Annotated in this window: 15 protein-coding genes and 1 pseudogene; 11 read left to right on the forward strand and 5 right to left on the reverse strand. The window is 44.7% G+C overall.

Annotation, left to right across the window (positions count from 1 at the left end; translation table 11 throughout):
• Positions 1-95: 95 nt before the first annotated feature.
• The 7 genes and pseudogenes from NWE95_08640 (at position 96) to NWE95_08670 (ending at position 7,562) form a co-directional block, all read left to right on the forward strand.
• On the forward strand, positions 96-1,367 hold the full coding sequence (locus NWE95_08640; protein MCW4003961.1) for an amino acid permease: 1,272 nt from the start codon (positions 96-98) through the stop codon (positions 1,365-1,367).
• Positions 1,368-1,419: 52 nt separating this feature from the next.
• Entirely contained in the window at positions 1,420-2,139 is a 720-nt protein-coding gene (locus NWE95_08645; GenBank protein MCW4003962.1) for an HAD family hydrolase, read from the forward strand.
• 156 nt (positions 2,140-2,295) lie between these two features.
• Positions 2,296-4,218 carry a hypothetical protein gene (locus NWE95_08650; protein ID MCW4003963.1) on the forward strand — a complete coding sequence of 641 codons (1,923 nt, stop codon included), beginning with the start codon at positions 2,296-2,298 and terminating at the stop codon, positions 4,216-4,218.
• Entirely contained in the window at positions 4,218-5,045 is an 828-nt protein-coding gene (locus NWE95_08655) for a hypothetical protein (protein MCW4003964.1), read from the forward strand. The genes NWE95_08650 and NWE95_08655 overlap by 1 nt, the downstream gene beginning before the upstream one ends.
• Positions 5,042-5,695: a hypothetical protein gene (locus NWE95_08660; protein MCW4003965.1), complete on the forward strand. Its 654-nt coding sequence runs from the start codon at positions 5,042-5,044 to the stop codon at positions 5,693-5,695. Before NWE95_08655 ends, NWE95_08660 begins: the two co-directional genes overlap by 4 nt.
• 62 nt (positions 5,696-5,757) lie before the next feature.
• Positions 5,758-6,156, forward strand: coding sequence for a hypothetical protein (locus NWE95_08665; GenBank protein MCW4003966.1), 399 nt, complete (start codon positions 5,758-5,760; stop codon positions 6,154-6,156).
• A gap of 389 nt (positions 6,157-6,545) precedes the next feature.
• Positions 6,546-7,562, forward strand: a pseudogene (locus NWE95_08670) (class I SAM-dependent methyltransferase).
• 72 nt (positions 7,563-7,634) lie between these two features.
• Here the strand turns inward: NWE95_08670 and NWE95_08675 are convergent.
• The 5 genes from NWE95_08675 to NWE95_08695 form a co-directional block, all read right to left on the reverse strand.
• A complete protein-coding gene (locus tag NWE95_08675) occupies positions 7,635-7,805 on the reverse strand; it encodes a hypothetical protein (protein MCW4003967.1) in 171 nt (56 codons plus the stop codon).
• 25 nt (positions 7,806-7,830) lie between these two features.
• Positions 7,831-8,424, reverse strand: a complete 594-nt coding sequence (locus NWE95_08680) for a hypothetical protein (protein ID MCW4003968.1) — start codon at positions 8,422-8,424, stop codon at positions 7,831-7,833.
• Positions 8,378-9,784, reverse strand: coding sequence for a hypothetical protein (locus NWE95_08685; protein ID MCW4003969.1), 1,407 nt, complete (start codon positions 9,782-9,784; stop codon positions 8,378-8,380). Before NWE95_08685 ends, NWE95_08680 begins: the two co-directional genes overlap by 47 nt.
• 201 nt (positions 9,785-9,985) lie before the next feature.
• Positions 9,986-10,261 (reverse strand): hypothetical protein, encoded by a 276-nt coding sequence (locus NWE95_08690; GenBank protein MCW4003970.1) that lies wholly within the window; start codon positions 10,259-10,261, stop codon positions 9,986-9,988.
• Between the two features lie 393 nt (positions 10,262-10,654).
• Positions 10,655-10,879: a TMEM43 family protein gene (locus NWE95_08695; protein ID MCW4003971.1), complete on the reverse strand. Its 225-nt coding sequence runs from the start codon at positions 10,877-10,879 to the stop codon at positions 10,655-10,657.
• A 227-nt stretch (positions 10,880-11,106) separates the two neighbouring features.
• Between NWE95_08695 and NWE95_08700 the strand changes: the two genes are divergently transcribed.
• From NWE95_08700 to NWE95_08715, 4 genes are all read left to right on the forward strand, one after another.
• Complete coding sequence (locus NWE95_08700; protein MCW4003972.1) at positions 11,107-11,760, forward strand: Snf7 family protein; 654 nt, start codon at positions 11,107-11,109, stop codon at positions 11,758-11,760.
• A gap of 17 nt (positions 11,761-11,777) precedes the next feature.
• Positions 11,778-12,512, forward strand: coding sequence for a CdvA-like protein (locus NWE95_08705; GenBank protein ID MCW4003973.1), 735 nt, complete (start codon positions 11,778-11,780; stop codon positions 12,510-12,512).
• A gap of 224 nt (positions 12,513-12,736) precedes the next feature.
• Positions 12,737-13,447, forward strand: coding sequence for a hypothetical protein (locus NWE95_08710; GenBank protein MCW4003974.1), 711 nt, complete (start codon positions 12,737-12,739; stop codon positions 13,445-13,447).
• Between the two features lie 13 nt (positions 13,448-13,460).
• Positions 13,461-14,642, forward strand: a complete 1,182-nt coding sequence (locus tag NWE95_08715) for an AAA family ATPase (GenBank protein ID MCW4003975.1) — start codon at positions 13,461-13,463, stop codon at positions 14,640-14,642.
• Positions 14,643-15,110 lie beyond the last annotated feature (468 nt).

Genomic DNA, 15,110 nt, shown 5'->3' on the forward strand with positions numbered 1-15,110 from the left:
CCAATTAATTATACATTCTTACCAATAAGTATTACTTTTACTTTTTAAGCTTTAATAGGTGTTTCGCCGATTTTCCAGTTTAGCCGTGGTCTACAATGGAAGAGCAAGAATCCCGAAAGCTTAAGCGTTCAATTGGCTTGTGGAGCGCCGTTGCCATAAACGTTGGCGCAATCATAGGCGGCGGAATCTTTGTTGTCACAGGCATCGTCGCGGGTTACGCTGGTTCAGCGCTTGTCATATCCATGATAATCGCAGGCATCATAGCCTTCATTACTGCCACGAGTTTTGCAAGGCTGACGGCGTGGCAGCCCGTGGAAGGTAGCGTGTACGAGTATGGGCGGCAGTTGGTTTCGCCTTATGCTGGGTTTTTGGCAGGGTGGATGTGGATAGTCGCAAACACGTTCACGGGCGCGGCTGTTTCGCTTGGGTTTGCATATTACTTAACATCAGCGTTTCCTAGTTTGCCTACAAACGTGGTCGCCGCAGTTTTGTGCTTAATGTTTACAGGTTTGAATTTGGTTGGCGCAAAAGAATCGGCAAGCGTAAACAACGTTTTGGTCGCAATCAAGCTTTTAGTGTTAGCTTTTTTTGTGGCTTTCGGCGTTTTCCACGTTTCTGCAGGCAATTTTTTGCCGTTTGAGCCGCTGACCAGCGGCGTTCTGTATGGAACTTTTTTTATTTTCTTTGCTTACGGAGGATTTGCAAGAATCGCCGTTCTTGCCGAGGAAGTGAAGGATGCTAAACGTAATGTGCCTCTGGCGATGCTTTTGTCCCTTGGAATCTCGATGGTAATTTATGTTTTAGTCGGCTTGATTGCTGTAGGCTTAGTTGGGGCTGGCGCACTTGCAAGTTCTGGTTCGCCTTTGAGTGAAGCAATTAGCGTTACAGGAAACCCGCTTGCTGTTCAAGTTGTGGCCATCGGCGGTTTAGTAGCGACTGCTAGCGTGTTGTTGACGGCGATTTTGGGTGTTTCGCGGATGGCGTTTTCTATGGCAAGACGCAACGATTTACCCTCTGCTTTGGCACGACTGCACAGAAGGTTTTTCACGCCTTACTACGCGATTTTGGCGACAGGATTAGTAATGGCGGGTTTAGTGCTGTTTGTAGATTTAACTAGGGTTGTGGCAATTAGTACCTTTGCGCTTCTCTTTAACTATTCAATAACTAACATTTCAGCGTTCAAACTAAAAAACAACGGTCGGCAGAAGATTCTGCCTTTGCTCGGTTTGGCAACGTGCATTATGCTTTTGTTATTTATTCTGTTTGCGTCTGTTGAAGCTTGGTTGGCTGGAGTTATCTTTTTAATGGTTGGCACAGCGTACTATTTCGTGCGGAAAAGGTTAGCGTCCGATAAAATGCATGTTTAGGGTGCGATAAGAATTTTAAGCTTTATCAAGACTTAGTGTTAGGAATTTCCAGATGCCCATTAAAGCTGTTCTGTTTGACATGTTCGATACCCTCATGCTTATCGAGAGAAATCATGAGTTCTACAGTCCTTCACTTATGAGAATGTACCGTTACCTAAACAATCACGGCATCAATGTTCCCTTTGAAGAATTCAATCAAGCCTACATCAAAGCGCGAGATGAACTCTATGCTAAAGCAGACGCAAACTTGGAAGAACCACACTTTAACGTTCGCATTTCTGACGCACTAAAAAGTTTAGGCTACAACTACGATGTCTCCAACCCCATTGTGACTGGAGCGACAAGCGAGTTCTGTGAAGAATTCATGAAGTTCGTACGAATAGACAGCGATGCTGAGGCAATACTAAAGATTCTGCATGGAAAATACAAGCTGGGTTTGGTTTCTAACTTTGCCATCCCCGAATGCGTTCTCAAACTGCTCAAAACCAGCCACATAGACCACTTCTTTGATGTAATCGTGATTTCGGGGGCAATTAACAAGCGCAAACCAAGCCCAGAAATCTTCCAAACCGCACTTAAGATGCTTGGCGTTTCGGTGGATGAAACGGTTTTCGTCGGCGACACCATTGACGCGGATATAGAGGGACCTAAAGCGGTTGGCATGAAGGCGATTTACATTGAACGCCGCATCCAGAAAAAGTCTGAAAAGTACTGCCCCGACCAAGTTATAAAGAGCCTAAGCGCATTAGCATCAGCGCTCGATAATTGCTGAGTTTCATTGTAGTCATCGTTTAAGCATTAAAGTGTTAACACACGCCAAAAAACATGTATATAAAAGCCTGATTTTCAGCGCAAACATGCCTAATTAGTTAAATAAGAGAGTCTTCACACTACTATTTTCCACATCAAAAGGCAAAAGTAATCAATAATGCTTATCCAAGAGCTGATCCTTGAAAACTTCATGAGTTACGAGTACGCCAGAGTACCCCTAAAACAAGGCGTAAACGTAATCGGCGGACCAAACGGAGCAGGAAAATCCTCACTTCTTTTGGCAATCTCCGTTGGCTTGGGACAATCCTACACGGAACGCTCCAGAAAACTAAGCGACTTAATACGCTGGGGACAAGACCAAGCCCGAGTAACACTCATCCTCGACAACAGCAAGATGGGCAACAAACGCCCCGTAGCCAAATACCAAAAAGACCAACTCTTCCTAACCCGCATTTTACGCCGAGACGGCAAGTACTGGTTTGAACTCGAAAACCGAGCCGTTGGCAAACAAGACGTTGAACGCTTGCTCGGCAAGTTCGGCGTTGACCCCGACAACATGCTAATCATAATGCACCAAAACATGGTGGAACAATTCAGCGTTCTCAGCAACACGGAAAAATTGCGCATGGTTGAAGCCGCAGTCGGCTTAGAACCTTTCCGAGAAAACGTAGTGCAAGCCAAAACCAAACTGATGCGCATCCTAAGCCAAGAAGAATCCGTCAGCAAACTCCTCGAACAAGCCCAACAAACCCTCAATTACTGGCACGAACAATACGAGAAATACCAACAAAAAAAGCAACTGCAACTCAAACGGCGATTCTTAGACCGTGAACTCGTTTGGGCAGAAGTCGAAAGACGCGAAAGCACCGTTAAGGGTTTGCAGGCAAGCTTTAACAAGACTCAGCAAGCACTGGGCAAGATTGAGGACGAGTGGCAAGCGGCAATCAGCCAAATTGATGCCCAACAAACCCAACAGCAATCCCTCAGAGGAGAAATCAAATCACTGTTTGATGAGCGCTTAAGCTTGGAACGTGAAATAGCACAAAACGAATCCGTCTTATCGCTGATTACTCAGCTGTTGAGTGAAACCCAAGTTATTGAAAATCAAATTTCAAACCCAAGCCAACTCAAACTGCTACGGAGCGAGAACCTAAAAGAAATGCTGGAAAACTCTAAGCAACAAATCGAAAGGGCAAACGAGCAAGTGAAAGAAAACCAAACCAAACTGCTCAATTTGGAAGATTCCACTGACAAAGTAACTGCGCAAGCCTTAGAGAAGCGCGTGAGCCTTGCCTTGCTAGAGTTCAAAAAAGCCAGCACAATTGCAGATTTAAAAAGCGTTGAAGAATCCCTAAAAGAAGCACAAGAAGCACTAAACACGGCAATCCAGAAAGCACAAGAATCGGGCGAACGCATTGCAGTCCTCAAAAGCGCCAACGATGTTTTGGATGAAATCCGCTTAACTGAGGGGCACTTAGCGGCGCTCTCTGATGTTTCAGAAGACATCGAACGCCAATACGAATCCTACTCAAAACTCTACTTAGAACTCAAAGAAAAAGCCGCACTAGTAGCAGAGAACCGAGAGAAAACGCTCGAGGAAGTCAGAACCCGCATGCAAGCATGGCACAGCGTAATGGAGAGCCTGCTTGAACGCGTCAACATAGAGTACCAAAAAATCATGAGCCAAACGCTTGCGTCGGGCGAAGTGCAGCTCTCAAACACTCAAGACATTGAAACCGCAGGCTTAGAAATCTATGTGGGATTCAAGGGCGGCAAACCCGTGGCACTGGACGCTTACACGCAAAGCGGAGGAGAACGAACAACAGCTACTATGGCTTTCCTCTTAGCCCTCCAACAGCACGTGCGTTCGTCGTTCCGAGCAGTAGACGAGTACGACATCCACATGGACCCGAAAAACCGCGAGATGATTGCGAAAGTTCTGGTTTCTATCATTAAGGATGCGAGTGCTCAGTACGTGGTGATTACGCCCAGCCAAATCACTTTTGCCCAGCAAGATGCCAACGTCATCACGGTTCAGAACATTGAAGGCAAATCAGTCGTGCGTGAGGTAACCGCCTAATGCAGACAACAAAAGACCACAAGCAACTAGGCAAAGAGCGGCTGGAACGCATTATTGAAATGTGCATCGCCATCGAAAACCACACCGTTGATCCCTTCACGCTGGAAATTGACGAAATCATCAGGGTTGTTAAGGAGTATTTTCCGCATTGGGAGCACCCAGACGAGCTAAAACTTGACGCTGAAGCACTTCATCACTTGGCAACGGTGATTAAGATGCAGAGCGAATGGGTCAAGCAACGCTCAACTGCCCTTTACACTGACCCGTTCCTGCTGGAAGAAAAAATCCGCCAAACAGACAAACAGGGCATGGTAGAAGTTTTTCTTGGCGCTTGGAGCCCAATCATCGAGTTCGAGCAGCTTAGCCTTCACGGTTTAGCTCAGGGCTTGCTGTATTGGGAAGCACTTCCGCCCATGGGCGAGCGGTGGAAAGACATTGAAGTTTCTGAGACAGCAATGGGCGCGGTGAGCCGTGACGAACTCATCAAACAGCGCGTCTTGAGCGACAAGGAATTTTCAGAAGAACTAGAGTGCTACTGGCACGAACTCAAAACCAAAGCCGCCGAGAAGAGCGCTGACGGCAAAATCGCCTACTGGGATTTCATCGGCGCAGACACTTACGAGGAAACCGTGCAACGCGCCTTCATAACCAGTTTCCTTGTGACTTACGGCTACGCTACTTTGGAAGTTGACAGGCTTGAAGAAACCGTCTTCCTCCAACCTTACGATACACCCCGAAACGCGGCTTTGACGGTGCAGTCAACGTCAGTGCCGATTGCCGTGTCCTGCGAAGATTGGCAAAAATGGAAAAGAGGCGAAACACCTTGAGCAAGAAGAAAGGCGTTTACGGCAGCAAAGTCAAGAAGGCAACACAGATGCTCTTCTACAAGCGGCACCAGAAGCCAGGCGTGAAAGGCTGGGAACTGCACAAGGCGTTGGGTTCAGACTACCTGAAAGTGCTCGATTTGCTGGATGACTATTTGAAGCCGCTTGATTTGCAAGTGAAAACCATATTTGAAGAAGAGAAAACACCAGAGAAGCCAACGCTTGAGGAGATGGACAGGGCACGGTTCTTTGTAACGTTGCGCGGCGGCACTGTGAGCAAGGACAAGCTGATGGGTTGGCGTATCGACGACTTAGCAGGCTTAGCCATAACAATCTCGTTCATTATCAGCAAGAAGGGGCAAGCCACACGAAAAGACGTAGAAACGCTTTTGGCGGAAAAAATGCCCGGCTGGAAAGTTGGCTTAAACGTTGACCGCTACATCCGCTACGGCTACTTGATGCAGGACGACAAAGGCATGCTCTATTTGGATTGGCGCACCAGAGCGGAAGTGGATGAGAAAGCGCTGATTGGCATGTTGTTGTCGGCTGAGAAGCAGGCGGGGGCAGAGGCAGAACCAGCTGAGCAGCCAGAGGAAGAAGCGCAGGAAAATCAGCCAGATGAAACGGTGCAAGAAGAGCAAGAAACCGACTAGACACAGTTTCAATTTTTCTTTTTGTAGATAGTGTTTTAAGTTTGTTTTTGTTCTTGTTATTTATGCAAATTGGATACATTTTTTTATGCACCACCTACGACATAACCGAGTGCACCAAGAGCAAACGGTTTTCTTGCTCGGACAGGCAAGTTGACACCTCAAAAATCAAAGGAAACGACATTGTTTTCTTGTTTAATGACAAGACTGGAACGCTGGTTGGTCCGTTTACGGCTGGCGAATCCGAAAACTTTGAAGAGGGCGCTCTTTACAGTGGCGTCCAGAAAGACCAGCTTTCAGAAAACATCACCGTGGAGTGGGAAAACCTGCACGAACTAAAAAATGCCCCAGACAAAATACCGTTCCTCAAAGACATTAAGTCGTGTCCGCTGCCTGCGCTTTGGACTCAAGAACTGCTGACAGCATTAAAACAAGCCCCACCCTACACCCAGACACAGGAATGATAGGGCGTGCTCGTCTTTTGATGCTAATATAAAACGTTTAATAATTACCGCCAGTTAGAAAAAGAGCAAAAGAAGCTACTGGTGTTCAGTTAAAGATGTGGGCGGCTCAGCATTGGGAGAAAAATTTAGTCTGTCCAACCTGCAAAGGAAACTTAAAGGTTACTGGTGTCTCAATGCTGTGTCAGGGCTGTCAAAGGACTTACCCAATTATCGACGGTGTTCCGTGTTTTGTTCCTAATGTTCTTGATGAGCACCAGAAAGCTGAAATGGATTCAGTACTATCCAAACATTCACACCATAAAACCAGTTCCGCAAGAAAGTCTGCAACTGATTTTGTTCCTCCAAAATAGCTCGAAAGTAAACTAGACCACACAACGGTAGATCAAAATACACGTATAGTTAGTTTAGGAGGAGGTAGCGGTGATGACTTACCGCATGTTGCGTCAGATTTTAAGTTCAATGTTGATCATCTTGCGCATGAATACATCAAACTTGCACCCGAAATGGCTCAGGATCAGGCAACAAAAGGCGCCATTAAACATATAGCCTCCACAACTGAAACGCTTCCTTTTGCAGACAATTTTGCCGATGTAGTGTATTCACGCAACAGCCTTGATCACTTTAACAATCCACTAAAAACAATGTTAGAGATAAGCAGAATCTTAAAGCCGAACGGAAAATTCTTCCTATCAGTTTTCTATAACTCCAATTTTATTGATTGTTGCGAAACTACAATAATCGATGAGGATTTTGTTGAGAATCACCTCAAGAACATCTTTGATGTGGAATGGCTGGAAATTTGCTCTATCGAAGAAGAACAGGGGAATCAGCCGCCAAAATTTTCCTTACCAGAAAGGCGAAAGCTTGAATGGCTGCATGCAGTATGCCTAAAGAAAAAAGACCCCCGTCCATATGACACTAAAACCTTAGAAGAGTACGGTAAACTTACCTCAGACTTCCACACAGCCCTCTACTACGATGAAATTTTACAACATGAAAAAGCCTCCGAATTCTACCTCAATGTCATAAATGAAAGACCTTTCTTGGAATCGGATAAAATGCGCATTTTATACTCTAAAATCCGCTACCTTTCAATAAACGACCACGAAGGCTTCAAGGCATTCTTTGAAGAATTTAAGCGTTCGAATGATGACCCCTTCTGGTGGAGGATAGTTATTCTCTCGTCAGGCTCGTTCATGAAGAGCGAACTGGAGAAAGAAATAAACGAGCGGTTTTCAGGCGAAGAGTTGGCATTTCTAAACAATAGTATGAAAGCTATGGTTGGATTAAATTTCAAGCGGTTCGTAAAAAACAGAAAAACACTCTACAGGATGTCAAGACCAATTTACAAGGTTCTCAAAAAGTTTATGAAAAACAAGGACTTTTTTGAACGAAATTCCTTCTGATAGCATGAGAATTTAATCACTAAGAAAAAGGGGGAAAGAGCAGCACTAACTGCTCCCTCGAAGATATTTGCCTTAAGTTTTTGTGGGTGTAGTTTTCAGCTCTTCGTTCTCTTTCTTTAAAGCGGAATTCTCATCCATCATCAGCTTAACGACAGCGTTGAGTTGGGTCATCATGTCATTGATTCGCAGGTTCAACATACCAACCTGTTGCATTATAGGGTCTGTTTGAGTTTGTGTAGACATTATCTAGTCACCTTTTCATTCTTTGTTAATTTATCCAGATGGTTGCTAAGTTATTAGCTGCTGCGCCTTGAATTACTGTGTATATTCCATTGGTCTTTGTTGCTTTTCCAACATTGTTTGATGTTACTTTGTCGCCTGCATTTAGTGTTTCTGCTGCGTAAACTTGTGCTCGACCTGACTTTATGATTTTTACCTTCTGGCCTTGATTACTCTGCAACGCGTATGTGACTGTTGCAACAGGCACACCATAAACGTTTGTTGATCCAGTAGATTTGGTGACAACATTGTTGCCTTGTATGCTGCAGAAATGATTTGCTTCAACACCAGACGCATCAACAGTACAACCTACATCCACTATGATAGCGCTTAGATTCCCAGTTGCCCCATTGCTTCGTTTTATGTACAATGTATCGAATGCACCTGCGCAGAGGTCGCCCGCAGGGACATATTGTTGAGAGTCTCCATTATATCTATATAATCCTCCAAGGTCAGGACGGTTTACGCAATGACCTGGTCCAATAGCCGGGGGATAGACAAAAGTGCCTGTCCGATACCCATAAACTGTTTCGGAGTCAGCTAAGGTAATCTGTGGGGGGGTCGGTTGAGCCTTGAAAACCATGGCCTAACATGATTGCTCCACCTCCGTAGCTTTTCCAAGGATCGCTTGTACAGAATAGAGCGCCGTAGGTTTGAATATCTTTTTCAGCCCACAAACCATGATCTGTCGCAATTATGGGACAATAATTAGTTCCCAACGGATCTGCGGGGTCTTGTACCATTACCAGAAAGAAACTTGAGCATTGCCCGTCAAGAAAACGATGTTGCCCGTCAGGTTGCGTTGTGTCCTTGAAAAAGATATTACCGTTTCCAAGAGTAGAATACGCATGGGGAAATGGCAAAAGGCATTGAGTTGGGAGTTGCAAAGCGTTGTTACCAGTTAACATTATTTGGGGCGCATTAGTTTCAATGCTTGCACCGCTGGCAGTCACTAGTCCTGCTGCAGTGCTCTGAACTGGAAGTTTTAGTTGTCCATCTTGGGTTAAGGCTGATAGCAAGTTCCAGTTTGAACCATTGAAGTAATCGTTTTTTATTTTATATTTGCTGTCTGTATCGTAGTTTCCGAGTATTCGCATTTTTTTGTTGTTGTATGCGTCTTTGAATTCTATTGCGCCCGTGTTTGTGCCTGTTATTCCGCCGGTTGAACTAGCGAATGTAATTGAACTCCCTGATGCTGGTAATTGTAAATGTCCATTGCAAGTAGTGTCTCCGTTAACAGTTAACGTCTCTGCAACTGTTGCATCCTCATGTACCGTCAAATTCCCCACTTCAAGGTCTTCATACTCAACAGTTTCTTCTTTGAATGTTGCAATGCATCCTGCCCAAGCTGGTGTACCGCTGGTGGTTGCAGAAACGTTAGCGGTTCCTGTGGTGCTTACGATTTTTTCGCAGTATGCTGCTTCTATGCTCCAAGTGAGGGCTCCGTCTAGCATGGTAAAGTTGTTTGTTGGATTTGATAAACCTGCGGAACCGCTTGTACCGCATAAGCTTCCTACCCATACTTCATTTGCTTGAGTTGTTGTAGCGGTTGTTCCTGAATCTACAGTGTTACCGTACCCACTGTTGCTTGCTCTTTTATCCAAGGGTGATGACATTAAGCCACTGTATTCACAAACATTACATATGTGATAGTAAAGTGACTGCGTTAAGTTAACAGTAATATTCTTTGATGCACTACTAAGAACGTTGCCGAGCCATATTTCAGATTCTGCTACATTGTTAGCGCTTACTGAAGATCTAATTTTACTCCAGCTAACGCCGCTTTGAGAAATAGATGAAACGTGGCAATCGCCGCCGTCAGAACCGTTTGCTATTGCAGCGATTAAGGTATTTCCGACAGTAGGCGTATTATTTAGCGTGACATTTATTGTTGTACTTTGATTTGAAGTTCCTCTTTTATACTGGATTCTTGTTATGGTCACTCAATTTCCCTCCTGTAACTGCATGGACTGTTGTCTGTTGTTTGATGTTCTGTTTTGATTCGATTGTTGAATTGTTTTTCTTTCATTTTTATCACTGCTCAAAAAAATTAGCGTTCGTTTTTAAATGAAAGGCGGAATACATGAGAAATATACTGCGAAACGTATGAAAACCAAGTAATTTGAAGTGGTGGCTATTCGCTTTTACTGTTCTAAGGTTTTCAAAACTTTAATCAGGACATCAGTTTTGGGATTATCCCTGTTTAGCCGCAAAACCCTAACCTTACCACGCCTGACCTTCACGCGGTACTCGTTTATGATAATTCCCTCTTTCTCCAAAATCAACAGGTTTCGATTCAGCTCGTTGTAGGTGGTGCCGACGTTGCTGGCGAGTTTCATGACTTGGAGTTCGTGTTTTTGCGCGAGTACTTTTAGGATTTTTTGCCGTACTGAAGAAGCTATCACGACTCGCAGGTCCACATGTTGCGCCTCAAATCAAGACAGCGCAGGCTGCAAATTTAAAGAATTTTGTCAAACAAAAAGCACTTTTAGAAAACACAAATTTAAGCAACCAAACTCTCTCAAGGCATCTTTAGAAGAAAACGCACGCAAACGCCCTCAACAAACCGCCCAAACAAAAACACCGCTTAACCCGTCAGTTCAATCCTGCACTGGTTGTACAAACCCCACAATCAACACAAAACCCAAACCACAAACAAAACCCAAAAAACACTGCTCTGCCAAACCCACAGGTTGATGATGAACTAAGGCACCCCCTCATCATCTACTACTAGAAAAAACAAAACAAAAACTTTCAACAAGAAAGCAAGCTAACTAAGCCAAAGAAAGAAGGCTAGGAAATTAAGCCTCTGCTCAATACGGCTCTTTTTTACCAGTCAGGTAAGCCCAAGCGCCAACAAGCACAACAGTCAAGACTGCACCGGCGCATCCAGCAACAATAAAGCTTGTTAAACCGCCAAGCAACGGCAAAACCGACACCAACCAAGGAATAACAAAGACTGCTGTGACCTGCGCAATGACACCTGCAACGAAGCCTAAAAGAGCAATCAAACCGAACACTTTCAATCTGCTATTCATACATTTTCACCTTTAGCATAGCAATAGCCCACACATCATTTTAGTCTAACTAACACATTTATGTATAATCCCAAAACCGCCACAACCATGTTTAACTCCATTAGTATAAACCCCCCAACCCATTTTTACAACACATATAGCTCTACATATATACGTCCATATTGCCAACATATTAACAACGTATAAGACCATTTTCCGCACTCTGTCCTCAATAGAGGTAAATCAAATTGTCAGAAAGATTCGCTAAGAAATGGGAAAGTAAACGGGAAGATGAGCCATTCACAAATCGCATAAAAGACGCGGTAAAACCACCAGGTCCACTAAAACCGCGACTCGACTTTGCAGTCAGGCGCATCGAACTCCAAGTGCAAAAACTCGACCAAGCAACAGACCGATTCAGCCAAAGAGACAAAGCAATCTTCGCCCGCATCGTTGACGCCTACACAAAACACGACAGCGCACGCGCAAACGTATTCGCCAACGAACTAGCCGAAGTCCGAAAAATGTCAAAACTAATCATGAACGCCAAACTCGCCCTAGAACAAATCACCTTAAGATTACGAACAGTATCAGAACTAGGCGACGTAGTATCCACACTCGGCCCAGCCGTAGGAGTCCTACGATCAGTCCGAGCAGGCTTAACAAGCGTATTCCCAGAAGCAGAAAACGAACTAGGCGAAATCGGCAACATGCTCAGCGGAATCATGATCGAAGCAGGCCAAGGCAGCGGAATGACACTCAACTTCGACACAGTAAACGAAGACGCAGCCAAGATTCTCACCGAAGCAGCAACAGTCGCAGAGCAGAAGATCAAAGACAAATTCCCAGACCTACCAGCAGGAATCCCAGCCGCCCCAACTTCAGAAGCGGAGAAATTCTAAACTAAGGAGGAAAAAAATTGTCCAACTCCAATCTTTTTCTTTCAATCGGAAAACCAATCAAAAACGAATACGGCCGAGTAATCGGAAAAGTAGCATCATTCGCATTAACCCCAAACGGGAAATTTGACGCAGTATTCATAGAATTTGGCGACGGCCAATTCTCAAAACAGCCCATGGAAAGCCTAAGATTCAATGGCGCTGAAGTCACATTCATCTCAAAAATCAAAAACCAAGCAAACACACTTTGCGACCACATCCCACTAATCTGGCGCAAAGACCAAGCTCTAAAAGAACTAGCCGAAAAGAAAAAAATCGCACCAGAACTCTACCAAGAAATGCACTCCAGCTTCGAAAGCGTTTTGGCACAACTCAAAAAAGACGCTCAAATAGTCGTTGACGATGCAGCCATAGAAATCGAACGGTGCCAAGAAGAAATCTCCTCACTCACTTACGCCATCGCGAACCTAGAAATCGAACACGAAATAGGAAAAATAGACGAAGAAAGCTACCGAGCAGCCTTCAATCTTTTACAGGAAACACTAAAACGTGCAACCGCGGAAAAGAACGATTATGAACTAACAAAAAGCAAACTCTCCAGCGTCCTGCTTGGCGAAGCTGTATCACAAAGTGACCAGTCACAAGTTGCACCAAAAACAACTAAAGTCTACGCTGAACAAGTCAATACATCAACAAAACTGCCTGAACCTCCCGTTGTTGTTTACGTGAAAGAAGTCGGAAAAGCTGGCTTATAGCCAACATTAAGTGGAGACGACACGCTACGGAGGGAATAAAAATCAAAAACTTAACTAACCCAGCTCCCTCTCCAGTGCGTGAAGTCGCCACAAAATCCATTTATACACTTAAAATTCAACAAAACAAACTTGAGCAAGCGAGTTTCCGCTTAAAAGAGCGCGACCGTGTTCTCTTTGAAACCTGCATGAGTGCTCTTAAGAAAAATAACAAAGAAAGAGCCGCAATGTGTGCAACTGAGATTGCGGAAGTGCGCAAGCTTGTAAAGTTTCTCTACAATGTCCAGTTAGCTATTGAACGTGTTATCCTTCGTCTTGAAACCATCAAGGAACTCGGTGACATTGTTTCTGATTTGAAACCTGCTTTGCGGTTACTGCAAGGTGTTTCGCAGGAACTGTTCCAAGTTTTGCCTGACGTTAGTAGCGAATTGAATAATGTTAACAGTGCTATCCAAGAAACGCTGCATGCTGCCAAGATTACGACCGACGAGAACATTATTCCTGTTGGTAAAAAGACTGAAGGCGGCGAAGAAATCCTCAAAGAGGTCTCGGGCTTTTTGGAGCAGAAAATCGCTGAGAGCCTTCCTGAGCCTCCTGCTACTGCACCTGTAAAGGAGAAGACACCGATTAAGGAGCTGGTTGCTTTAACAGCGAGTTCTTCACAGGTGTTTGGCACCAAAACAACGGAAGAGGCTGGGTTTGATCCAACGCGGTCGCTATTTTCGTATAAGAAATCTGAGATTAAGGAGTTTTCGCTTAAGGTTGACAAGCCTTCTTTGGAAGATGTCTTGTTAGAGTATGTACGTAAGACTAACGGTGAGATTGATTTGAGTCGTTGTTCGAGTGAGTTAAAGACATCGAACGAGGAAATTGAGCGTGCGTTGGAGAATTTGGGAACTAAAGGTAAGATTAGGATAGAGTTAAGATCACCTGAATAGGAGAAAGGGAAAAATGAGTGCGTCACACGAATTGGAGAAAGCTGCAACAGCCTACGCTTTAGATGCTGTGCGTTTGGATAAGCAAGGCCAGAAAGGCCGTGCAATTACGCTTTATCAGAAGGCTATTGAAAGCTTGTTGCAGTTGGTTCAACTTTATCCTGAGTATGGTCTAAACAAGGTTTATGTTCAGAGAGCTATTGCGTATCAAGAGCGGATTAAAGCTCTGCAGGGTGCTGTTTCACCTGTTGAGATGAGCGATGCAACGAATGCTGATGGTGGTGGTTCTGCGACGATGGATGGCAACGGTGGTAATGGCGGTGGTGGTAAGGCTGAGGAGTTGGTTATAACGGAGAAGCCGAAAGTGAATTGGGATGAGGTTGTTGGTTTAGATGTTGCTAAGAAGGCTGTGAAGGAGGCTATTGTTTATCCTGTTCAGCGTCCTGATTTGTTCCCGCTTGGTTGGCCTCGTGGGATTTTGTTGTTTGGTCCTCCTGGTTGTGGTAAGACGTTGTTGGCTGCTGCGGTTGCGACTGAGATTGATGCGAATTTCTATTCTATTGATGCGGCTTCGATTATGTCAAAGTGGCTGGGTGAGGCTGAGCAGAATGTTGCGAAGTTGTTTGGTGCAGCGCGCAAGTCTTCAAATGATGGTAAGCCTGCAATTGTGTTTGTTGATGAATTGGACTCTTTGATGGGTGCGCACAGCAACGAGGTTGGAGGCGAAATCCGTGTGCGGAATCAGTTCCTCAAAGAGATGGATGGGATTGTTGATAAAGGCAAAGCATTACACGTTTACGTGATTGGCGCAACCAACAAGCCGTGGGATTTGGATTGGGCGTTTATTCGTCGTTTCCAGAAACGCATTTTGGTACCGTTGGCGGATCACGCGACACGTTTGAGTATGCTAAAGTTGTATTCGAGTAATTTGCATCTTGCGCGTGACGTTGATTTGGATGAGTTGGCGCGTTTAGCTGAGGGCTTTTCCGGAAGCGACATTCGAGATGTATGCCAGTCGGCGCAACTCAAGTTAATTGGTGAGTTCTTTGAGTCGGGTCAGGCGATGGATAAGGAAGCGAAGCCTCGTGCTTTAACGATGGCTGATTTTCGCCAGATTCTAGAAGAGCGCAAACCATCAGTTTCGTTGGATATGCTATCGATGTATAATCGGTGGTTTGAAGCGTTCAAAGCACTGTAGCATGGTAATGGAGGGCAAAAAAAGAAATCTGAAAATTAGAATGCAAGGGTTGGTGGAAAGGTTTGGAGAAACAATTATTTTTGCACGCTCTCCCTTCTCCCCCTCAAACTATCTCCAAACCCCACAAACAAAGCAACCCTCTGCGTTCTGCTTTGACTTTTTTCTATAGCCCTTATTTATACTTATAAAACTCGAGTTTTTGTTGCTCTGCCATAGACCCCCCTCCCCCTATATAAAGCTGGGTCACTTGGTTTTTTACTACGTACATGGTCATGTGCTGTATTTCTACGTACAACAACCCCCATGTACGTAGTTAAGAGAGCCCAAAGAGGAAAACCCAAATGTGCGGAGCAAAACGTAAGAGGCAAAGCAACCTGCCCATAACAGTTTTGAATGTTAGGATTCAAATATGCTCAGGCATTAGTCAAATGCTCAGGAAAAGGCTTCTTGCTTTGAGTCTTCCCGTCT

The organism is Candidatus Bathyarchaeota archaeon, from assembly GCA_026014725.1.
Taxonomy (GTDB): Archaea; Thermoproteota; Bathyarchaeia; order Bathyarchaeales; family Bathycorpusculaceae; genus Bathycorpusculum.